Raw genomic sequence first — 22,022 nt, 5'->3', positions numbered from 1 at the left:
AAAAAATTACTCTCCAACAAAATAGATAGGATGTAAGGGTAAATGTTGTTTTTGAGAATCATCCAGTTTGTGATAATAAGATTGCCACAACGAAATAAATCGTTCAAAATCGATAAGCTCTATATGTTCTCTTGAATCTTTCGCTTCCTTAATTGCTGGCTTTGAAAAAGTTCCGGATGTCACAAAAATTCCAACGTCAGTATTTCTTTTTAAAGTTCCTGCTAATTTTTGAATTTCATCACTAGAAACAGCATCATTGGGGCGATGCTTTACTTGAACAATTATTCGGGGTTGGCTCGTTCCTAGCGGATCTGTGTAAGCAATGATATCAATACCTCCATCTGGTCCTCTTTTCGCTACGTCCGAGATATAATATCCCATAACTTTTAGTAACTCTGCAACTAAATCCTGAAAATCATAAGGGTTTTTAGATGTAATGTATCTTCTAATCCCAGTATAGGCTTCATCTTCATATTGACTGATTACAGATTTTTGCACTTGTAAAGCATCTTCATCACTGTCAGTTGATAAATCTTCTTCTAAGCTTTCTGATTTCCTCTTGCCGTCCCATTCTCTATACAATTTTGTTGCAGTGCTCAGTAATCTTTCAGCGCCTAAATCAAGAGCTTTCTCTCCCTCATCAGTAAGTATCCAAGTTCCTTTTTGTTTTCTTAGATAGCCCGCTTTCATACAATCTATTGTGTAGAAATGCAGTATTGATTCCCAGCGGATATATCCTGTTTTTACATATCTGTGGTTCTCGTATTCATCAAAAGAGACTTTTTCCCTAATCTTATCTACTACATCTTTACCACGCATTTCTCCTCCATTTTCTTTTAAAATGGTTAATGCTGCAAAAATGGTTTTCTCGGCTATTTTTTTTGATTTAGATTTGGACATGATTATTTAAAATGATTTATTTAATTTTTTCTAGGATGATTTTTAAAACATGGAAGGCAGCTGCATATACTTTTTGTGCATCACGGTTAGGAACTAATTCTCCATGAAATACTACATTACGCAGTTGATATAAAATTTCTACTAAAGCCCTAACAATTAAATGAGCATAACAAGTTGTATTTGATATATCACGTCTTAAATTAAAATTATCACATTTATAATAGTTTATTGGTGCGCCTTTTAAATCATTTTCAATAATTGATTCGGGGGAAAAGGGAATTAATTCTTGATAATAGATACGAATTTGTGTTTTAACTTGGTCTGATAAAGATTGGTATGCAGGAAAATTTTGCAAATGCTCTAAATTATATTCAGTATGTGAATAATTGAAAATACTTGAACTATTTGACTTTTTTTTAACATTAACCTGTATCTGTGTTACTTGTCCTATTGAAATACCGTCAGTTCTTTTTATAAAATACTTATATAATCCAAATTCTTCATTTTTCTGATTGACAGCATTCTTTACTTTAATTATATTTTCAAAATTTATAACCCCATCTCTTCCCTGAATATTTAATTCACCTGTATGGAAAATTAAAGATGCTAAATAACTCTTAAATTCCATAGATAATGCTGAATCCCCTTCCATTAAAATATTAATAATATTTCTAACAGTGTTTGGATTCTTCTTTATTTCATTGATTTTTTCTCTATCAGTTTTTAATGTTTGAAAATTATTATTGTACCACGCATTAAATGGAATCCAAGCTTTGATATAATGGCCAATATAATCAATATCAGATTGCTCAATCCAGCGATTTATATTTTCTTGGGATACTGTTGCCATATCTAACTATTTTTATTTATATAATCAAATGCAGCGTTTTCGCTTTCTTCTATGGCTATTTCTACAGCACGTTTGGCTGTTTCCAGCAAATGTTCGCTTTTCGCTTTTAGTGCATAACTCTCTTTCGATAATTGTTCAATTTTTGTTTGAACAATTGTGTCAATTTTTGGGATCACAATATTTTGTAAAGAATGATTTGAAATCTTTGGCTGGGCTGTCTGTGTATATTCTTTCTCAATTTGAAGTTGCACTAATTTACTTCTTAATAAAATCTCAAAGTAAGAAAAATTGCAATTTTTATTTTTCAGTCTAAATACTGATGTATTATTAGACGGAAATGAATTTTCTAATTCTTTGGGGATAAGATTAACTTTACCTATAGTATTGCCAATTGTAGCAATTACAAAATCATTTTCCTTAACCTGAGTTTCATTGGTTCGATAGAAATCATCTGAAATAAAAATCATTTGATTCTTTTCTATGGGTTTGTTCAATGATAATTCTTTGATTCTAATATATGCTCTGCTACTATTTTCAACATAAAAACTTTCAGGAATAAAACTTCCATTTTTAAATTCTCCTTCGTTAGCTAAGAATGTAAAACCTTCTTTATATTCTTTGATCAAATTAATTAATTTTTCATACTTTGGCTGATAGTATTCTGCATCGAGGCGACCTGTGGCAAGAAAACTCTCTTTAAATGATTTTATATTTACCGCTTCTGTTGATGGTTGAAAACTTTGCAAACCTATTGTTGCTAATAATAAATTTTCAGCTTGAGCATATTTTTGTTGCGATAAAATCGTGTTATCATAAGCCTCTTTAAAATTACTGGCTATTTTATTTTGTATTCCGAAAGCTATTAATGGAATTTTCACCTCTTTTACCTCTTCAGGATTTACATTTGTTTGATTGATAGATTGTCGTGCTCTTCTTTTAACATCTTTAATTCCATATTTTGTATTTAAAAAAGCAGCTAAATATTCTGGTAATATTTTTTTTTGATCAGGAACGAATCTCACTAAATAAGAAGCGAAAACAAAATCTCTATTGTCACGGTCATTTTTATAATAAATACCCGTTCTTCCAACCCATTCAAACGAATTAGTCCTATTAAATAAAACGTCTCTGCTTTTCAATTTAAAGGTTCTAAGTTCATTTTTTTCAAGATTAGCACCCTTACTTACATCTATATCACACAACATCTTATGAATCTCATTCATTCTATAGATAGGGTATCCACTTCCATCTTCATTCATAGAGATAGAAACACCATATTGAGCATTTTCTAAACAATCCCCAATACGTGCATATTTAAGCTGAGGATTATAATATATTTTTTCGGTCCAAAATTGAGTATCAATTCTTTTATCTTTATTAAATATTACATCTTCTAACTGTATTTCAGTAATTTCCAGCCCCTCCAACAATTCGTTATATCGTTTTTCGTTGAAAGGGCTATTTAAAAAAAAACTTAGTTGTGCCTTTTTACCAAATTCTGTGAAAGCTTCTGCAATACCATCTTGTGTCAGTTGATCGTGATTAAATAAATCATGCTTTACAATCAAATGTCCGTGCGTATCCAAAAGATATTGTTCCATATCTTCGGCTACTTCATCGTAAACGTCTACCGCTACATCTTCAAGTTCTTCATTCTTGGTTTTATGGGCAGATTTGGGGAAATCCTTTTTCTTTACATATAATTTCTCTCCACTATTATCCTTACTCGGTTCTTTCATAGTTGCAAAGAAAATAGGGTAATCTTCTAATTTAGGACAAAGAGCACCAGCATTAGGATCATCATTCCATTTTTGTACTAATAAAACAGAAGTTTTAGTCCCAGTATGCGGTTTAAAAACATTCCCATGCAAACCTACTACTCCTAAAATACGACAGCGGTCCGCTATATACTTTCTAACATCTTTATCTGTACTATTATTAAAACGACCTTGAGGCAGTACAACAGCCATACGTCCTCCTGGTTTTAGGAAATCCAAATTACGTTCGATAAACAAAATATCGCGTCCTACTTTAGTTTGATATTTACCGTCAGGTTTTTTACCCAATTCATATTTTGCTAATATTCTGCTTTCTTTAATATCACCCGCAAATGGGGGATTTGCCATCAGTATATCAAACTGGAAGTCTTGGTTTGAGTTTTTGTTAGCACGAAGGTTTTTTAATTTTTTCCAACCATCATTATAGGTATCAATCCAATCCTCATCCTTCGTATTTTCATCCCAGCGCTCATAATCTAATGTATTTAAATGCAATACATTCGTTTGTCCATCACCTGCAATCAAATTTAACGTTCTGGCAACACGTACTGCTTTTTCATCAAAATCAATAGCAAATACATTATTCACAACATAATCAGTACATTCAGCTGGCTTTTCTTCAGAAGTAAACAAATGGCTTTTCTCTAAACCTTTTTCTTTTAGAATTTGTTCCCAAACATAGAAAATACTGTGTACAGGGAAACCACAACTTCCAGCTGCTGTATCTATTACGGTTTCAGTTTTTTGTGGATTTAGCATACGTACACACATGTCAATCACATATCGAGGTGTAAAATACTGTCCTTTTTCTCCTTTACTACTCTTATTTATTAAGTATTCAAAAGCTTCATCTACAACTTCTAAATTAGAATTGAAAAGCTTCACATCTTGTAAAGACGATACACATACAGACAAATGAGAAGGCGTTAGCATCAGACGAGCATCTTCAGAGAAGACACCAGCCCATTTGTTTTTAGCCTTATCAAAGAGGTTTTGTAATTTTTCTTTTAATTCGCTTTCAGTATCACCATAATTACGGAATTCTAAGTGGCGAGCTTTGTTACGTCCACTTTCCATTTCATCAAACAACTTAGTAAAAATCAATTTGAATAATTCTTCAAAAACATCGACGCCAGCATTTGCTAAAACTTCGTCTTCCATTTCTAAAATCAGATCTTTCAAAGATTTTCTTTCAGTTACTAACTTGTCTTTAGCAACTAAATCATCAATCGTCCAACGATCTTTTAAAATATCCGAGAGTTTTTGGTGAGCAGCTGGCAATTCTGAAATATCTTCAAAATAATTCGGATCTTTACGATGGTAATAAGAAATAGATTCACCGTTACTCCATACACCAATAGGTGCACCTGTAGCATTACAATAAGATTTTAATTGTTCTTTACCATCCTTGAGCTTAGGTTTTTTCAACTCCACCATAATGTAAGGTGAAGTAGTTTTATCCTTATCAAAAATTACAATATCTGCTCTCTTCTTTTCACGTCCAAAAGAAACGGCGTATTCCAACTCCATACGATCTGTTGGGTATCCCAAATCTTCTGTTAATTTTTTTAAATATAATTGTCTTACAGCTTCTTCAGGAGTAAGCTTTATTTCCTTTTTTCGAACAATACAAATGATATAAGGAACTTGTTTTTCTCTCACCTCTTTCATGATAATAGTATTTTCAAAATCTGCTACTTGTTTATCTGAAAATTGAGATAGTTTATAGTTTGAGTCCTTAAGGAATTCGGATAATTTCATGTTAATTTATTTTGTTGAATTCAACAATTCTTTAATATCTATGTTTAATAAGTCGGCAATTTGAGCCATTGTTTCTACTGATGGTTGGATTTCATTGCGACACCATCTTGAAACTGTAGTCTCAGATTTATTCAATTGGCTAGCAAGCCATTTGCTTGTTTTTTGCTTTTCTGCAAGCACTGCTTTAAGTCTATTAATGGGTGTTTCTTGCATAGAAATATACATTTGCTGTAAAGATATAAAAAGACAAATGTTGATTCATCTTTTTAATAAGATATTTCGTAGCTATTAGAATTCGAAAATCAATAATTTTCCATACCATTTGTTGATATACATCGCATATGATTTATTTTTTATAAATATTCCGATACAAAATTTTAGTTATTTTCATAAGCTCCAATTAATAAATAAATTTTTGTTTACTTATTTCCTTTTTGAAAAATTGTTTACATCGATAATCTTATCTTACGGAGAAGCTTATTGATGTTGAAGAAACTACTCATAAAAGATCTTCAATTTCGTACTATAAATTGCATTTTGTCAATGGTACTCTTTTGTACCACATCCTTTTAGTTTACAGCAATTGATCTAATTCTATCAGAGACAAAACCATCTATAAATGAATTATCCATATCGTTATAATTATCTAAAATCATGTGTATATCATTATCTGTGATCGGTATAATCAAACCTCTATGGTCTCTGTAAGTATCCCTACATCTATTAATGAATAAATCTAAATTTGAAATTTCTCGACATAAAAGAAAACCAACTTTCCCTCTATTAGGTGAGAATCTACCGCTTAATTGATCAAGTTCAGGATTCACAGGGTCACTAGAATAATTTTTACACTCAATCATAATGTATTGACAAGGTATTCCCATTGTATTTGATAATCTATAAAATATTCCTTCTCTTGCAGCATTATCAAAAGTAATATCTATCCTTTTTCTTCCTTCATGAATTTCGTTTTCTAAAGTTGGATAAATAAGATGAGGATAAAAGATTACTTCTAATATTCCTTTTATTAATTTATGATAATTACTTGCATTATCTCTACCTGAGGAAATTTGTGATAATTCATTTTTTAGATGCCTTATTAAACTATTAATATTTATATCAGTAATCTCATTATTGGAAAGCGAAGTAGTGATAGTTTCGTTTTTAAAGTTTCTTAGTACATCTGGATTTCGTGAAGAAAAATCAGCTAAAAATTGTTTTGTAAGTGGAAATTCTTCTTTTAAATCTTTTTTGGTGACAAATGGGGTCCCATTTTTTCTTCTATTAACTAACGCCGTGTTTAGCATAATTTGCTCGCTTTGCATGAAATTTAAAACAAAGCTATTATAATATTTTTCGGAGGTGTATGATTTTGAGAAAGAGACAATTCCTTTTGGAACTAATAACATTTTTCTGCCGTCAATTACAAGAATTTTTTCATTTGTTTGATTCCATGACATTGTTTGTCTATCCCAATAAAAACCTGATGGAACATTATTCTGTATAGGAATACCATGATAAATACATTGTTGTTCTGTATATTCTATTAAGTGTTTTGTAATTAAGTTAGTCGTTATATCTGAAAGCCTATCTTTGCCAAAACCTTCAATGAACAATATATTGTCTTGTAAATCTTTAATTAATCCTGTTTGAGCAGCTTCGCTTGCTAGGATTCTTCCATAGATTTCGTCTGAAAAACTGTTGCCAACACCGCGTCCTCTTGGTTCACCGATTGATACCCCTAGGCAAGTAGAATTTGGTTCACTTAAATGTTGAAAAAGTAATCTGGCTTCAGGAAGAGAGTTTTCCTGTATTAAATCAAGAAGTCGTTGGAAATAACTTTTTATTGTTCTATTAGCTTCGATTGACCACTTGTCGTTTCGTTGACTCAAAAAAAAAGGATCTAAAAATAATGGTGTATCTCTAATAATATCAATATCGATAAAGTCAAGTTCTGCTTGAGTCTTTCCTAAATTATAAATTTCACTAATCTTCATGTTTTTTTATATTATGTGTGATTGATAAATATATCACATAAAGGAAAAAGCATTAGCAAAATATACTTTTGCAAAACTTTAGCTCAAAATTCAATCAAAAGTAACTAACAGTTTTCCCAATACTAGATTACAAAATTTCTATTATATCTTGTTTATTATTCCCATAAATGACAAATATAAAAACAACTTCAAAATAAAACCTCAGTATTTTCACTGAATTTTTGAGGAGTTTACATTGACTTCTCCATTAAAAACAAAAATACCAACTCTCGTCAGTATTTCTTAATATTTTTTCTTTTAAAGTCCAGCCTTTTCAAAAAATTTAGATATTTAATGTTCTTAGCCTTACAAATTCTCATTAACTTTATTAAGAATAAAAAAAACTTCTATGGCCATAAAATACTACCTCATCATCATCACCCTTATCACATTCTTTGCCTTCGGATGGGATAAGCGGTTGGCTAAAAACGGGAAGCGAAGACTCGCTGAAAGTGTTTTGCTGATCCTCACATTTGTGGGTGGTACTTTTGGAGCCCTGTTTGGGATCACATTTTTTAAACATAAATCCGCAAAAAAAACATTCATCCTCAAATTGATACTGGTGGTCGCTGTACAGTTGGCTCTTATTTTTCTTTTAAAAGAACATTTGACAGATCAGTGATGAGTAAATTCTTTTACTTATTCGGTAGTAAACCTTGTAAAGGTAATTCGCAATGTGCCGATAAGTCTTGACTAGGTTTGTTAGTAATTTGAGTTTGTAAAACACAAATTCTCAATACAATTTTTCTTCAAAATCACTCGAAGAACCGACAGGAAAACAGAAACGGCTTTCTTAAAGATTGGGAAAAACGCTTTAATGAGATTGCTTCGCTGCGCTCGCAATGACCGATAAAAATATCAATTCAAAAACCCACTAGTACCAATTCTCACACAATCCTCACTTCCCAAATACCTCGGATCACCATGCTTCTCAGACCAGAAACCCTCCAAAATATCTTTACTTAGACAACGGTAAACAGCAGTGCCTTTGTAGATTTTTTGCTCATCGCCTTCGTATTGAAAGTTGATTACTAAAATATCATCTTTAAAAAATCCTGTACCGTTTTGTTCGTGGTCACCAATCATCCATTGAGCGAGGATGCGGTTGTTTTCGTCAAGAGAAAGAGTCAGGATTCCGTGATAGGAAATATGATCCGTTTCTTCCTGGTTACTGCCCTGAATAGAGTAGCTGCCTGTCAAATCCTGTACTGTCATTGATTTATTTTTATGGTGAACAAATGTAGAAACTTTTATCCTGCTGAAATCAGGATGAGGTGTTTTTTATGACATTTATTTTTGTTTTAGATTTGCCGTCATGTTGTACCTGCTTTTACTCATCAATCTGATCACTTTCACAACTTTTGCATTGGATAAATGGAAAGCTGTACAACACAAAACAAGAATTTCAGAACGTTCACTTTTTATCATGGCGTTTTTAGGGGGTACTGTTGCAGCCATTTTCGGAATGCTCATTTTCAGACATAAAACCTCAAAAAAAAGTTTTCTCCTCAAAATCGGACTCATCATTTTAATACAGATATTAATCATCATCATTTTCCATAAAACCAAAAACTAAAAACTAAAAACTAAAAACCAAAAACTAACAACTAACAACCAAGAACCAACACCAACAATCATTTAACAAATTTTTATAAGTTCCATTAAGCAGCACGGCATCATATTTTCTTTTAAGTAAGCAATTAACTTAACACCAAAAATATATATTATGTCTAAGAAAATCGCAATTCTCTCCACACATGGTTTTGAAGAAAGTGAATTAAAATCTCCAAAAGAGCATTTAGAACAGCAGGGCTGGACAGCGCATATCATCAGTCCGGAATCCGGGACGATCAAAGCATGGGCAGAAAAAGATTGGGGAAAAGAATATGATGTAGATAAAACTTTGGATGAGGTTTCAGCATCAGATTATGACGCTTTGGTTCTACCGGGCGGAGTGATCAATCCGGATCAGTTGAGAACCAACGAAAAAGCTTTGAGCTTTGTGCAGGATTTCTTTAAACAGCACAAACCCGTTGCTGCTATTTGCCACGGACCGCAGATTTTAATCAATGCAGGTGCTGTTGAAGGCAGAAATTTAACATCCGTAAATTCGATCAGCCAGGATTTAAAAAATGCAGGAGCAGTATGGGAAGACAGTGAAGTAGTGGTAGATAATGGCTTGGTAACAAGCAGAACACCGAAAGATCTTCCTGCCTTTAATGCCAAATTGGTTGAGGAAATTAATGAAGGTCCACATGAGGATCAAAATTTATAGAATTAAATAAATTGTTTTCGAAAAACGTAAAAGACTTGGATATTGTATCTGAGTCTTTTTTCATGAAAATCAATACTTAATTTTTAGTAAAATAGGTTTTACAAGAAATTGATCTGACTTTTTATCAAAGAAATCATTTTCTTAATTGTATTGCAAAAACCCTCTCAACGACTCAAAATTCATGACTCAAAACTTAAAATCCGATAAAACCATCTCATTATGAATTTGTTAATTTTTAAATCTTTTTATGGTTAATTCATTAAAAATCACTAATTTCGCACCCGTAAAAATCATTCATGCAAAACATTAGAAATATTGCGATTATCGCACACGTTGACCACGGTAAGACTACTTTGGTTGATAAGATTATTCATGCTACAAACATTTTCAGAGAAAATCAGGAAAGTGGAGAATTAATAATGGATAATAACGATCTTGAAAGAGAAAGAGGGATTACCATTTTATCAAAAAATATTTCTGTTACTTATAAAGACGTTAAAATCAACGTTATAGATACTCCTGGTCACGCCGATTTTGGTGGTGAAGTAGAGAGAGTTCTTAAAATGGCAGACGGTGTAATCTTGTTGGTAGATGCTTTTGAAGGACCAATGCCACAGACTAGATTCGTATTGCAGAAAGCTTTGGAATTAGGTTTGAGACCTTTAGTTGTTATCAATAAAGTAGATAAGCCAAACTGTCGTCCTGAAGAGGTTCACGATCAGGTATTTGATTTGTTCTTCAACCTTGAAGCTACTGAAGCTCAGTTGGATTTCCCTACATTCTACGGTTCTTCAAAACAAGGCTGGTTCAATACTTCATTGGAGCAGACTGAAGATATTTTCCCATTATTAGACGGTATTTTACAATATGTTCCTGAGCCTAAAGTTGAGGAAGGTAACCTGCAGATGCAGATTGTTTCTCTGGATTTCTCTTCTTTCTTAGGAAGAATCGCAATCGGAAAAGTAATCAGAGGTGAGATCAAAGAATCTCAGTGGATTGGTCTTGCTCAGGCAGACGGAAAAATATTAAAAGGAAAAGTAAAAGAATTATACGTTTTCGAAGGTCTTGGAAAGAAAAAAGTAACTGAAGTAAAAGCTGGAGATATCTGTGCTGTAGTAGGTTTTGATGCGTTCCAGATTGGAGATTCTTTCGTAGATCTTGAAAACCCTGAACCATTGCCAAGAACTTCAATTGATGAGCCTACACTGAACATGACGTTCTCAATTAACAATTCACCGTTCTTCGGTAAAGATGGTAAGTATGTAACTTCAAACCACCTGAAAGAAAGACTGACTAAAGAATTAGAGAAAAACTTAGCATTAAGAGTTGAGCAGACGGGTGATGCAAATACGTTCCTGGTATTCGGTAGAGGTATTCTTCACTTATCGGTTTTAATTGAAACAATGAGAAGAGAAGGATACGAAATGACTATTGGTCAGCCACAGGTTATCTTAAGAGAAATCGACGGAGAAAAATGTGAGCCTTACGAATCTTTGGTTGTTGACGTTCCTGAAGAATATGCTTCTAAAGTGATCGATTTAGCTACTCAGAGAAAAGGTGATCTTCACATTATGGAAACTAAAGGTGAAATGCAGCACATGGAATTCGAAATTCCTTCAAGAGGTTTGATCGGATTGCGTTCTCAGATGTTAACTGCTACTGCTGGTGAAGCTATTATGGCACACCGTTTCACAGAATACAAGCCTTTCAAAGGTGCTATTCCTGGAAGAAGTAACGGGGTACTAATCAGTAAAACTCAAGGTCCTGCTACAGAATATTCTATTGCAAAATTACAGGATAGAGGTAAGTTCTATGTAGATCCGGGCGAGGAAATCTACGCTGGTATGGTGATCGGTGAGCAAAACAAGCCGGGAGATCTGGTAGTAAACATCGTTGAAGCAAAACAGTTGAATAACATGAGAGCTTCAGGTAAAGATAAAGATACCGGTGTTGCACCAAAAATCTTATTCTCACTTGAAGAGTGTATGGAATATATTCAGTCTGATGAAGCAATCGAGGTAACTCCTAACTTCATCCGTATGAGAAAGAAAGTACTTTCTGAAGAAGAAAGAAAAAGAATTGAAAGAGGAGCGAAAGCTTAATTTCATTCTGACAATTATACAAAGCCTCGAATTTTCGGGGCTTTTTCGTTTTAAAATTGTTACGGCTAAATTTTTGCAGGAAATCTGACATGATCAGAATAAAATCATTTTTAATAATCTTATTATCATTCTTCATCATCATTTCTTGTGACGGCTTGAAAATACCTAAAAATATTTTTGAAACTTCTGACCGTACAAAATATGAAAAAAGCTTTTCAGGCGCAGATAGTCTGATAAACAATTGGAAGATCAATTACTCCAATGCCAAAACCACACAACTTAAAATTACAGATGGTTATTCTGTAGATGTTTTGTCGGATAGTATGAATCTGAATGCATTGGGGTATTCTGTTGAACTCAAAAAAGGAGATTTGTTAATTATTGAAACATTTAAAGAAAATACTGAGTCTAAAATTTTTGTTGATATGATCAATGGAAATATAAATACTGATGATTCTCAAAGTGAATTAATTCAGAATAATAAATTCACACGATTGATTAGAAATAATGGTACTCATACCGTTATCATTCAGCCGGAAATCGAATTTAAAGGAAATCTTCAGCTAAAAATTTATACGCAGCCATCTCTTGAATTTCCGGTTGCCGGAAAAGGCAATCGCGATGTACAGAGTTTCTGGGGAGCAAGTCGTGATGGAGGTGGCAGAAGTCATGAAGGTGTAGATATTTTTGCTGCGAAAGGAACCCCGGTTGTTGCTGTTTCAGACGGATTGGTGATACGGACAGATAATAAAGGTTTGGGCGGAAAACAAGTTTGGCTGCGGGATGCAGCTACAGAAAATTCGTATTACTATGCTCATCTTGACAGTATTTTAACTCAAAGTGGAAATAGAGTAAAGACGGGTGATACATTAGGTTTAGTAGGAAATACAGGGAACGCCGCTGGTGGAGCAACTCATTTGCACTTCGGAATTTATACAGGAGGAGCGGTGGACCCATATCCATATATTCGTAAAAGAGAGGTCCCGAAAACACAGAAACAGAAGAAATTTAAATCAATGATGTTGATTAAATCTGGATCAAATCTGCGTGCAGGAGCGGGAACAGAATATGCTATCTTAAAAAATATAGAGAAGAATACAAAGGTTAAGATCATAGCGGTCACAGATAAATGGCTTCATGTAAAAACATCTGACGGCACAGAAGGTTTTGTATTAGAAAACAGGTTAGAACCAAATTAGTTATGATCAATTTTTTTTGATGCTGAGCTTAATTTTTATTATCTTGAATTTTTTTAAATCAAAATTAAATAATCTGTCAAATAATGAAGATTGATAAAATAAAAATAATGCTGTTGTTAGGATTTTTTGCCTCATTCAGCAGTTCGTGTTCTGTACAAAAAAATTCATCCACAGCAAAAAATGCAGGTAAAGAAAACCACTACAAACCAAAAGTAAAAGATTCAATTCTTACGGTAAAACCATCACCAAATATTGTAATCGAAGAAGATTTTAAAGTCAACCTTCCTGCAATCAAAAGAGAATTTCGTGGTGCATGGGTTGCAAGTGTGGCAAATATCAATTGGCCCTCAAGAAATAATTTGTCGGTTGAGCAGCAAAAAGCTGAAGCCATTAGCATGTTGAATATGCTTCAGGATAACAATTTTAATGCGGTGATTTTCCAGGCACGTCCGTCCGCAGATGCTTTATACACAAGTGAATTAGAACCCTGGTCTTATTTTTTAACAGGAAAAACAGGTGAACCACCTTATCCAAACTATGATCCTTTACAGTTTTGGATTGAAGAATCTCACAAACGAGGAATGGAGCTTCATGTTTGGTTAAATCCTTACAGAGCGCACCATTCAAATGGAGGTTCGGTTTCCGGCCAATCGATGGTGAATAAACTTTCGGATCTTACCATTAGATTAAAAAACGGAATGTACTGGTTTGATCCTGCCAATCCGAAAACTCAGGGTCATGTTTCTAATGTTGTGAAAGATTTAGTGAAAAGATATGATCTTGACGCTATTCATTTTGATGATTATTTTTATCCTTATGCCACCTACAACAGAGGTGCAGATTTCCCGGATAACGCAAGCTGGAACACTTATCTTACTTCAGGAGGAACACTTTCCAGAGCAGATTGGAGGAGAGATCAGGTCAATCAATTTGTTGAAAGAATTTATAAAGAAATTCACGCAGAAAAAAACTACGTTCGATTTGGGATCAGTCCGTTTGGCATCTGGAAACCGGGCTTTCCTGAAGGAATTGTAGGTTCATCTCAATATGACGAATTGTATGCTGATGCAAAGTTATGGTTAAATAAAGGTTGGGTAGATTATTTTTCACCACAATTATACTGGCCGATTGAATCTAAGGGACAACCTTTTGCTTCATTATTAAACTGGTGGAAATCTGAAAATACCATGAACCGCCATCTTTGGCCGGGATTAAATACCGTAGAGATTAAAGTTTCTGACCGACCGACAGAAATTAAAAATCAGATTGAATTAACAAGACAAATACTTCCTCAATCCACAGGCGAAATTCACTGGAGCATTGCGGGTTTAACTAAAAACCAAAATATGCTTCCCACTTTAAAAAACGGACCTTACAAAGAAAAAGCACTGACTCCGAAAAGTCCGTGGATAAAAGCAATTCCTTTAGAAAAGCCTACTTTATTTACCAATGATATCGGAAGTTTTATTCAGACAAGCTGGAGCTCAAAAAAAATAGGAAGTATATTTCAGTGGGTTCTTTTCACCCAATACAACGGAGTCTGGGAAACCGAAATTTTAACTTTAGAAATGCTTTCAAAAGAAATTCCCAAAAGCAAAGACGGGAAAATTCTCAATGCCATTGCAATAAAAGCCATCGATCGTTTGGGAAATGAAAGTGATTACATGGCGAAGAAAATAAAGTAGAAGTGGAAAATTGGAGAGTTTGAGGATTTTATCGTTTTGCTTTAAAAAAATTCTTTATGCTAAAAAATAGTATCAGAAGTCAGTTCACTCATTGAGCTGACTTTTACATTTAGACTCACTATAAATTATCTGTTTAAAATAATGATTGATAACTGTTTATGAATCAATCATTTTTAATAATAACTTAAAACTGTCGTCTCGGAATCATTTTTGTATCTGTTATCCTGCAAACACTAATATATACAATTATGAATACAAACAGACTTTCACCAAGACTGGAACAAGCTCTAAGCGACCAGATGAATACCGAAGATTTACAATCAAGAGTTTATTTTTCTTATGGAATTTGGGCTGCTGATAAAGGGTATGGTGGAATTTCAAACTTTCTTTTCCGTCATGCTCAGGAAGAAAGAGATCATGCCGTGAAATTTATGCAGTACGTTCTCAACAGAGGCGGTAAACCGAAAATTACTGAACTTCCCTCGCCAGGTCAAGAACCAACAAGCCTTACCCATTGTTTCGACCTTGTTTTTCAACACGAAGTAGACAATACAACGGCAATATATAACTTAGTCAATATTGCTTTTGAAGAAAAAGACTGGGCTTCTTGGAATTTTCTACAGTGGTTCGTAAAAGAACAAATTGAAGAAGAAACATTTGCCATGAATTTAATTGATAAACTGAAAATTGCAGGTGGAGACAGAGCAAGTGACGAATCTTTATTCACACTGGATAAAACTTTAGAAACGCTTCCGGATGATGCTGAACTGGCACAAGATGCTACCGGTGCAAATCCATAAAAGCACAACGATAAATTATTATTTGTGAAAATCTGTCAATTTACTTGGCAGATTTTTTTATTATGAAATCGCAATGATTGGTAAATATAAACACGGATGAAGATAGAAGATTATATATGATTTTTAAAAACAATAAATATCTACAGATGAAAATCGCCTTAAAATTACTATCTTTGCACACCTTTAATTGTCAGAAGCAAAAAGCCATAAGCCGATTGTCAAAAGCAATTTAAAATATGAAACCGAAAGGTTGCATAACCATAAATTAAAATAAAATTTCGTTATGAAATGTGGAATCGTAGGCTTACCCAATGTAGGTAAATCAACTCTTTTTAACTGCTTAAGCAATGCTAAAGCGCAATCAGCCAATTATCCATTCTGTACAATTGAGCCAAACTTAGGAACGGTTTCCGTACCGGATCAGAGATTATTTGAGCTTGAAAAACTGGTAAATCCTGAAAAAGTTTTGCCGGCTGTTGTAGAGATCGTTGATATTGCAGGTTTGGTAAAAGGAGCGAGCAAAGGTGAAGGTCTGGGAAATCAATTCCTTGCCAACATCAGAGAATGCGAGGCGATTATTCATGTTTTAAGATGTTTTGAAAACGGAAATATTATCCACGTTGAAGGTTCTGTAGATCCGTTGAGAGATAAAGAAATTATCGACATCGAGCTTCAGCTGAAAGATTTGGAAACTGTTGGAAAAGCAGTCGAAAAAGCTAAAAAATTCATCAAATCCGGAAAGAAAGAAGATATTCTTACTTATGAAACTCTTCATAATCTTGAAAAATTTATCGAAGACGGTAAAAATGCAAGAGAATTCCCGATGGATGATTTCGCAGCATCCGTTATAGCAGATGTTCAGTTGTTGACCAACAAACCTGTACTTTACGTTTGTAATGTAGACGAAAATTCTATCAAAAACGGAAACGAATGGATTGCCAAGATCGAAGAGATGGCGCAGAAAGAAAAAGCTGAAGTAGTCGTTTTAGCTGCTCAGATTGAAGCAGATATTAATGAATTGGATACTTTCGAAGAAAGAGAAATTTTCTTGGAAGAATTGGGCTTAACAGAGCCGGGTGTCAATCGTCTGATCAGAAAAGCGTATGATTTATTAAAGCTTCAAACGTATTTTACGGCTGGAGTAAAAGAGGTAAGAGCCTGGACTATCGGACAAGGATGGACGGCGCCTCAAGCTGCAGGTGTCATTCACACCGATTTTGAAAAAGGATTCATCCGTGCAGAAGTAATCAAGTACAACGATTACGTGAATTACGGTACTGAAGCCAAGGTAAAGGAAGCCGGAAAGCTTTCTGTTGAAGGAAAAGAATACATCGTACAGGACGGTGATATTATGCACTTCAGATTTAATGTTTAAAAGTATTAAAAGTTAGTTATAGTATTTTAAAAAGCGCTTCCATGAATTTGGGAGCGTTTTTGCTATATCTAATGAAAAACTGTGATGACTTTAGCACACTTACTATAATTTCAAAACTTCTTCTTACATTTGAATTATACAAATTCCGCATCATGGAAAAAATAGCTCACGCTTCATTAGAAGATTTTTACGGTGAAATGGCAAAAATGCTGGGCAAAGATATGGAAACTATCTTTCCAAAAGGTCTTCACAAAGATATCGGTCATTTTAATGTCTTTGATATTGCTCAAACGATTGCCAATGTTAAGAAAACTTCTGAAATGCCTTACAACAGAAGAAAATATTATAAAATCAGTCTGATCAGAGGAAAAAACAGAGCTGAATATGCTGATAAAGTGATTTCTATCAAAAAGAATGCTTTACTTTTTGCAACACCGAAAGTTCCGTATCATTATGTTCCTGAAGATGAAAATCAGAAGGGAAGTTTTTGTGTATTCACCGATGATTTTTTTAATAAAAACCAATCTCAGAATGTTTTAGAGGAACTTCCCCTCTTTCAACCGGGAGCTTTTCCTGTTTTTGAAATTGATGATGAAATGGCAGATGAAATCGAGATGCTGTTTTCAAAAATCAAAAAAGAAATCGATTCTGATTATGCTTTCAAATATGATTTGATCAGAAATTATGTTTTTGAATTGATTCATTACGGACAAAAATTACAACCCGCCACAAAAACTTCAACCTCTCACAATGCTTCGCTTCGTGTTGTTTCTTTGTTTATCGAATTGCTGGAAAGGCAGTTCCCCATAGAATCTCCCGACCAGAGAATTCAGCTGAAAGTTGCCAAAGATTATGCGGAAAGACTGGCAATTCATGTGAATTATTTAAACAAAAATTTAAAAGAAAGTACAGGAAAAACAACCACCGAATTTATTGCAGACCGCATCGTTCAGGAAGCAAAAATCCTTTTAAAGCAAACCAAATGGAACGTGTCTGAAATTTCATACGCTTTGGGATTTGAAGAGATTGCTCATTTTTCCAATTTTTTTAAACGGAAAACTTCATTTGCACCCTTGGAATTTCGTTCATGATTTGAATTATGCAAATTTCAGATTGATTTAAGCAAATAAATGGATGATCAAATTGCAGAACTTTGTCTCAATAAATATATTAATACAATGAATACAGCAAAAGTAGCATTAATAACAGGCGGAAGCCGTGGATTAGGAAAAAATTCAGCATTGAAAATAGCTGAGAAAGGTCTGGATGTGATCATCACTTACCATAGTAACAAAGACGAAGCTGAAAATGTAGTAAACGAAATAAAAGCTCTGGGAAGAAATGCAGCAGCTTTCCAGTTAGACACAAGAGATATTAAAAGTTTTGAGCCGTTCATTCAAAATGTAACCAGTCATTTAAAAGAAACCAACGGTAATGCAAATATTGATTATCTGATCAACAATGCAGGAACGGCTTTGTATTCACCCATCATGGAAACAACTGAAGAGCAGCTTGATGATATGTTTAATATTCACTTCAAAGGGGTGTTCTTTTTAACCCAAAAATTTTTGCCGTTCATCAATGATGGTGGCGGAATCATTAATATTTCTTCAGGATTAGCCAGATTTGCTTTACCGGGATCATCGGTTTACGGTTCGATGAAAGCCGGGGTTGAAATGCTGACAAAATATATGGCGAAAGAATTAGGTTCCAGAAAAATAAAAGTCAATGTTGTTGCTCCCGGAGCAATTGAAACCGATTTTGGCGGTGGCAGAACGAGAGATGATGAAAACATAAACTCCATGATCGCAGGAAATACAGCTTTAGGCAGAGCGGGTTTACCGGATGACATTGGTGGAGTAGTAGCATTTCTTTGTACAGAAGACGCTCGCTGGATCACCGCACAGAGAATTGAAGCTTCGGGCGGAATGTTTTTTTAAATAAATTATTTTCTCTCACAGATTGAGCAATGAAGTAGATTTTGAAATTAATCTGCATAATCCACTCAATCTGTGAGAGATTTTTTATTACAATTTAGTTAAATTCTCAATTGCTCTTTCCAAAGTTTCCTGCTTTTTGGCAAAGCATAATCTGATCACATTTTCATTCAGTTTATTTTTGTAAAAAGAAGAAAACGGAACTGTTGCAACTTTATGGTTTACTGTTAATACTTTAGCAAAATCAAGATCTGATTGATCTGAAATTTTATTATATCTCAAAGCCTGGAAATAGGTTCCTTCACAATCTAACAGCTCAAATGAAGTTTGAGCTAATCCTTCTCTCAGAAAATCTCTTTTTGTCTGAAAGAATTTATGTAAACCTAAATAATGTTCATCATTTTTCATGTATTCTGCCAATGCCAATTGAATCGGTGTGTTGACAGAAAATACATTGAACTGATGAATTTTTCTAAACTCGTCTGTCAGCGCTTTCGGAGCTGCACAATATCCGATTTTCCAGCCTGTAACATGAAAAAGCTTTCCAAAAGATGCTATTAAAAGACTTCTTTCTTTAAGTTCCGGATATTTACAGATGCTTAAATGTTCTTTTCCGTCAAAAACAATATTTTCGTACACTTCATCGCTTAAGATCAGGATTGAAGTGTTTTTTACGATTTTAATCAATTCCAGAATATCATTTTCTTTTAAAATCTTTCCTGATGGATTGTTTGGATTATTTAAAATGATCATTTTTGTTTTTTCTGAAACCAGATTTTTCACAGCATTCCAATCGATTTCATAATCCGGAGCTTTCATTTCAAAACGTTTCACAACACCTCCAAAAAGTTCAACCGTGGGTTCATAACAATCATACGCAGGTTCGAAAATGATGACTTCATCATCTTTTTTTATAAATGTTGCAATGGTCGTAAAAATAGCCTGAGTTCCACCGGCAGTAATCGTGATTTCTGAATCCGGATGGTAAATCGCCTGATGAGAATTTTCAATTTTTCTTGCAATTTCTTCCTTTAAACCCATCATTCCTCCCATTGGAGCATATTGATTAAACCCTTTTTGAATATAATGATTCACGAAATCCAATAATTCAGAATCAGGCATGAAATCAGGAAAGCCTTGAGATAAATTAATGGCTTCATTTTCGTTTGCCAATTGCGTCATTTGACTGAAAATCGTGGTTCCGACATTTGAAAGTTTAGAAAAAGGAAGGTGTATCATGAACTTGAAATTTTTACTTCATTCGAATGTACATTATTTTTTGAAATTTAATAAGGTGTACTATTAAAATTTGTTTTATAATAGAATTAAAAGTTTGTTTTATATCAAAATAGTAAAAAACGAAGCTAATTATTGGGATATTTTTGTTCTATTTTGTACTTTTGTATGTTTGCTGAAATTACTTATGTCACAAGAAATAAACCCTGTATATTCTGAAGATAACATCAGAACCCTCGATTGGCAGGAGCATATTCGTTTACGTCCCGGTATGTACATCGGGAAGTTGGGCGATGGCTCGTCTGCGGATGACGGTATCTATATTTTGCTGAAGGAAATTCTCGATAACTCGATTGATGAGTTCAGAATGAAATCTGGTAAGAGAATTGAAATAAAAGTTGACGACGGGAAAGTTACGATTCGTGATTTTGGCCGTGGAATTCCTTTGGGAAAAGTAGTTGATGCCGTTTCTAAAATGAATACGGGAGGAAAATACGACAGCAAAGCCTTCAAAAAATCAGTAGGTTTGAATGGTGTAGGAACTAAAGCAGTGAACGCACTTTCAGATTATTTCCGTGTACGCTCTTTCCGTGAAGGGAAGATGAAAATAGCAGAATTCTCAAGAGGAATCATTACCGAAGATCATACCGAAAAAGAAACTTCAGACCGAAACGGAACGGAGATTTCATTTATTCCTGATGCCGATATTTTTCTTCATTTTAAATACAGAAAAGAATATATCGAAAGAATGCTCCGGAATTATTCTTATCTGAATCCGGGATTAAAAATTCTCTTCAATGGTGAAACTTTCTTTTCTGAAAATGGTCTTAAAGACTTATTGGAAGAAGAATTAGAAAGCGATGTGCTTTATCCGATTATTCATTTAAGAGATGAAGATATTGAATTGGCAGTCACACATACCGATAAATCTCAGACGGAAACATATTTTTCTTTTGTTAACGGACAAAATACAACACAGGGCGGAACTCATTTGAATGCTTTCCGTGAAGCGTATGTAAAAACTATTCGTGAGTTTTTTAATAAGAATTTTGACGCTTCAGATATTAGAAAATCTATTGTTGCAGCAATTTCCATCAATGTCGAAGAGCCGGTTTTTGAATCTCAAACGAAAACAAAATTAGGTTCCAACGATATCGGTCCCAATGGTCCTACTGTGAGAATATTCATTATTGATTTCTTAAAAAGTAAGCTAGATAATTTCCTGCATAAAAATCCTGAGATTGCTGAGGCCATTCAAAGGAAAATATTAATCTCAGAAAGAGAAAGAAAAGAGCTTTCAGGAATTCAGAAACTGGCAAGAGAAAGAGCAAAAAAAGTTTCGCTTCATAACAAAAAACTTCGTGATTGCAGACAACATTACAACGATCAGAAAGCCGAAAGAAAAGCTGAAACCCAGATTTTTATTACCGAAGGAGATTCTGCATCTGGCTCTATCACAAAATCAAGAGATGTAGAAACTCAGGCTGTGTTTTCGTTAAAAGGAAAACCACTGAACTGCTATGGTTTAACAAAAAAAGTGGTGTATGAAAATGAAGAATTTAATCTTCTGCAAGCCGCTTTGAATATTGAAGAAAGTCTTGAGGATTTAAGATACAATCAGGTCATTATCGCTACGGATGCCGATGTTGACGGAATGCACATCAGATTATTGATGATTACTTTTTTCCTGCAGTTTTTCCCGGATGTGATTAAAAATGGTCATTTATACATCCTTCAGACTCCGCTATTTAGAGTCAGAAATAAAAAAGAAACGAGATACTGTTATACTGAAGCAGAAAGAGTAAAAGCATTAAATGAGTTGGGCAAAAATCCTGAGATTACACGCTTTAAAGGTTTGGGAGAGATTTCGCCTGATGAATTTAAAAATTTCATTGGAAAAGATATCCGTTTAGAACCTGTAGTTCTTGGGAAAGATCAGACTATCGAGCAGTTGCTTGAGTTTTATATGGGAAAAAATACACCAGACCGACAGGTTTTTATTTTGGAAAATCTGGTTGTGGAAGATACAAATATAGATGTAAAAGAAATAATAAGCGAAGAAAAAGAAATTTAGATAGAATACATAAA

At 33.9% G+C, this 22,022-nt stretch carries 18 protein-coding genes; 11 read left to right on the top strand and 7 right to left on the bottom strand.

All coding sequences use genetic code 11. From position 1 onward, the window contains the following. Nucleotides 1-6: 6 nt before the first annotated feature. From ACZZ9T_RS13600 to ACZZ9T_RS13580, 5 genes are all read right to left on the bottom strand, one after another. Nucleotides 7-900 carry a restriction endonuclease gene (locus ACZZ9T_RS13600; protein WP_463442529.1) on the bottom strand — a complete coding sequence of 298 codons (894 nt, stop codon included), beginning with the start codon at nt 898-900 and terminating at the stop codon, nt 7-9. Nucleotides 901-916: 16 nt separating this feature from the next. Beyond that, entirely contained in the window at nt 917-1,750 is an 834-nt protein-coding gene (locus tag ACZZ9T_RS13595) for a hypothetical protein (RefSeq protein WP_463442528.1), read from the bottom strand. A 2-nt stretch (nt 1,751-1,752) separates the two neighbouring features. Next, nucleotides 1,753-5,289 (bottom strand): N-6 DNA methylase, encoded by a 3,537-nt coding sequence (locus ACZZ9T_RS13590; RefSeq protein WP_463442527.1) that lies wholly within the window; start codon nt 5,287-5,289, stop codon nt 1,753-1,755. 6 nt (nt 5,290-5,295) lie between these two features. Beyond that, entirely contained in the window at nt 5,296-5,502 is a 207-nt protein-coding gene (locus ACZZ9T_RS13585) for a helix-turn-helix transcriptional regulator (RefSeq protein ID WP_463442526.1), read from the bottom strand. A gap of 356 nt (nt 5,503-5,858) precedes the next feature. After that, a complete protein-coding gene (locus tag ACZZ9T_RS13580) occupies nt 5,859-7,286 on the bottom strand; it encodes a hypothetical protein (RefSeq protein WP_463442525.1) in 1,428 nt (475 codons plus the stop codon). Nucleotides 7,287-7,674: 388 nt separating this feature from the next. Between ACZZ9T_RS13580 and ACZZ9T_RS13575 the strand changes: the two genes are divergently transcribed. After that, the gene (locus tag ACZZ9T_RS13575) at nt 7,675-7,947 is read left to right on the top strand and encodes a DUF1294 domain-containing protein (RefSeq protein WP_463442524.1); all 273 of its coding nucleotides are present in this window, start codon (nt 7,675-7,677) and stop codon (nt 7,945-7,947) included. A gap of 236 nt (nt 7,948-8,183) precedes the next feature. Here ACZZ9T_RS13575 and ACZZ9T_RS13570 read toward each other — a convergent pair whose 3' ends face one another. After that, a complete protein-coding gene (locus ACZZ9T_RS13570; protein ID WP_463442523.1) occupies nt 8,184-8,540 on the bottom strand; it encodes a hypothetical protein in 357 nt (118 codons plus the stop codon). Between the two features lie 100 nt (nt 8,541-8,640). Here ACZZ9T_RS13570 and ACZZ9T_RS13565 point away from each other — a divergent pair, with 100 nt between their 5' ends. The 9 genes from ACZZ9T_RS13565 (at nt 8,641) to ACZZ9T_RS13525 (ending at nt 18,701) form a co-directional block, all read left to right on the top strand. Then, nucleotides 8,641-8,901: a DUF1294 domain-containing protein gene (locus tag ACZZ9T_RS13565; RefSeq protein WP_463442522.1), complete on the top strand. Its 261-nt coding sequence runs from the start codon at nt 8,641-8,643 to the stop codon at nt 8,899-8,901. 150 nt (nt 8,902-9,051) lie between these two features. Beyond that, nucleotides 9,052-9,600 (top strand): type 1 glutamine amidotransferase domain-containing protein, encoded by a 549-nt coding sequence (locus ACZZ9T_RS13560; protein ID WP_463432982.1) that lies wholly within the window; start codon nt 9,052-9,054, stop codon nt 9,598-9,600. Nucleotides 9,601-9,896: 296 nt separating this feature from the next. Then, the gene (gene typA, locus ACZZ9T_RS13555; protein ID WP_463442521.1) at nt 9,897-11,702 is read left to right on the top strand and encodes a translational GTPase TypA; all 1,806 of its coding nucleotides are present in this window, start codon (nt 9,897-9,899) and stop codon (nt 11,700-11,702) included. A gap of 89 nt (nt 11,703-11,791) precedes the next feature. Continuing rightward, the gene (locus tag ACZZ9T_RS13550) at nt 11,792-12,901 is read left to right on the top strand and encodes a peptidoglycan DD-metalloendopeptidase family protein (RefSeq protein WP_463442520.1); all 1,110 of its coding nucleotides are present in this window, start codon (nt 11,792-11,794) and stop codon (nt 12,899-12,901) included. Nucleotides 12,902-12,984: 83 nt separating this feature from the next. Further along, on the top strand, nt 12,985-14,586 hold the full coding sequence (locus ACZZ9T_RS13545; RefSeq protein ID WP_463442519.1) for a glycoside hydrolase family 10 protein: 1,602 nt from the start codon (nt 12,985-12,987) through the stop codon (nt 14,584-14,586). Nucleotides 14,587-14,834: 248 nt separating this feature from the next. Then, nucleotides 14,835-15,386, top strand: a complete 552-nt coding sequence (locus ACZZ9T_RS13540; protein ID WP_463432976.1) for a ferritin — start codon at nt 14,835-14,837, stop codon at nt 15,384-15,386. A gap of 283 nt (nt 15,387-15,669) precedes the next feature. Continuing rightward, nucleotides 15,670-16,761 (top strand): redox-regulated ATPase YchF, encoded by a 1,092-nt coding sequence (gene ychF, locus ACZZ9T_RS13535; RefSeq protein ID WP_463442518.1) that lies wholly within the window; start codon nt 15,670-15,672, stop codon nt 16,759-16,761. 152 nt (nt 16,762-16,913) lie between these two features. Further along, nucleotides 16,914-17,852 (top strand): helix-turn-helix domain-containing protein, encoded by a 939-nt coding sequence (locus tag ACZZ9T_RS13530; RefSeq protein ID WP_463432970.1) that lies wholly within the window; start codon nt 16,914-16,916, stop codon nt 17,850-17,852. Between the two features lie 87 nt (nt 17,853-17,939). Further along, the gene (locus ACZZ9T_RS13525; protein WP_463443005.1) at nt 17,940-18,701 is read left to right on the top strand and encodes an SDR family NAD(P)-dependent oxidoreductase; all 762 of its coding nucleotides are present in this window, start codon (nt 17,940-17,942) and stop codon (nt 18,699-18,701) included. Nucleotides 18,702-18,788: 87 nt separating this feature from the next. On the opposite strand, the gene ACZZ9T_RS13520 is transcribed toward ACZZ9T_RS13525, so the two are convergent. Next, nucleotides 18,789-19,937 carry a methionine aminotransferase gene (locus tag ACZZ9T_RS13520; protein WP_463442517.1) on the bottom strand — a complete coding sequence of 383 codons (1,149 nt, stop codon included), beginning with the start codon at nt 19,935-19,937 and terminating at the stop codon, nt 18,789-18,791. A gap of 184 nt (nt 19,938-20,121) precedes the next feature. On the opposite strand from ACZZ9T_RS13520, the gene ACZZ9T_RS13515 reads away from it, so the two are divergent. Further along, a complete protein-coding gene (locus ACZZ9T_RS13515) occupies nt 20,122-22,008 on the top strand; it encodes a DNA topoisomerase IV subunit B (protein ID WP_463442516.1) in 1,887 nt (628 codons plus the stop codon). Nucleotides 22,009-22,022 lie beyond the last annotated feature (14 nt).

It is taken from the genome of Chryseobacterium sp. AC417, assembly GCF_979258215.1.
The sequence above is the reverse complement of the archived record's forward strand: the minus strand, read 5'-3'. Positions and strand labels throughout refer to the sequence as shown.

Coding starts and splice junctions, on each gene's coding strand:
- ACZZ9T_RS13520 (WP_463442517.1), bottom strand. CDS start 19,937: ATGATACACCTTCCTTTTTCTAAACTTTCAAATGTCGGAACCACGATT.
- ACZZ9T_RS13550 (WP_463442520.1), top strand. CDS start 11,792: ATGATCAGAATAAAATCATTTTTAATAATCTTATTATCATTCTTCATC.
- ACZZ9T_RS13570 (WP_463442523.1), bottom strand. CDS start 8,540: ATGACAGTACAGGATTTGACAGGCAGCTACTCTATTCAGGGCAGTAAC.
- ACZZ9T_RS13575 (WP_463442524.1), top strand. CDS start 7,675: ATGGCCATAAAATACTACCTCATCATCATCACCCTTATCACATTCTTT.
- ACZZ9T_RS13600 (WP_463442529.1), bottom strand. CDS start 900: ATGTCCAAATCTAAATCAAAAAAAATAGCCGAGAAAACCATTTTTGCA.
- ACZZ9T_RS13530 (WP_463432970.1), top strand. CDS start 16,914: ATGGAAAAAATAGCTCACGCTTCATTAGAAGATTTTTACGGTGAAATG.
- ACZZ9T_RS13565 (WP_463442522.1), top strand. CDS start 8,641: ATGTTGTACCTGCTTTTACTCATCAATCTGATCACTTTCACAACTTTT.
- ACZZ9T_RS13580 (WP_463442525.1), bottom strand. CDS start 7,286: ATGAAGATTAGTGAAATTTATAATTTAGGAAAGACTCAAGCAGAACTT.
- ACZZ9T_RS13590 (WP_463442527.1), bottom strand. CDS start 5,289: ATGAAATTATCCGAATTCCTTAAGGACTCAAACTATAAACTATCTCAA.
- ACZZ9T_RS13545 (WP_463442519.1), top strand. CDS start 12,985: ATGAAGATTGATAAAATAAAAATAATGCTGTTGTTAGGATTTTTTGCC.
- ACZZ9T_RS13515 (WP_463442516.1), top strand. CDS start 20,122: ATGTCACAAGAAATAAACCCTGTATATTCTGAAGATAACATCAGAACC.
- ychF (WP_463442518.1), top strand. CDS start 15,670: ATGAAATGTGGAATCGTAGGCTTACCCAATGTAGGTAAATCAACTCTT.
- ACZZ9T_RS13525 (WP_463443005.1), top strand. CDS start 17,940: ATGAATACAGCAAAAGTAGCATTAATAACAGGCGGAAGCCGTGGATTA.
- ACZZ9T_RS13540 (WP_463432976.1), top strand. CDS start 14,835: ATGAATACAAACAGACTTTCACCAAGACTGGAACAAGCTCTAAGCGAC.
- ACZZ9T_RS13585 (WP_463442526.1), bottom strand. CDS start 5,502: ATGCAAGAAACACCCATTAATAGACTTAAAGCAGTGCTTGCAGAAAAG.
- typA (WP_463442521.1), top strand. CDS start 9,897: ATGCAAAACATTAGAAATATTGCGATTATCGCACACGTTGACCACGGT.
- ACZZ9T_RS13560 (WP_463432982.1), top strand. CDS start 9,052: ATGTCTAAGAAAATCGCAATTCTCTCCACACATGGTTTTGAAGAAAGT.
- ACZZ9T_RS13595 (WP_463442528.1), bottom strand. CDS start 1,750: ATGGCAACAGTATCCCAAGAAAATATAAATCGCTGGATTGAGCAATCT.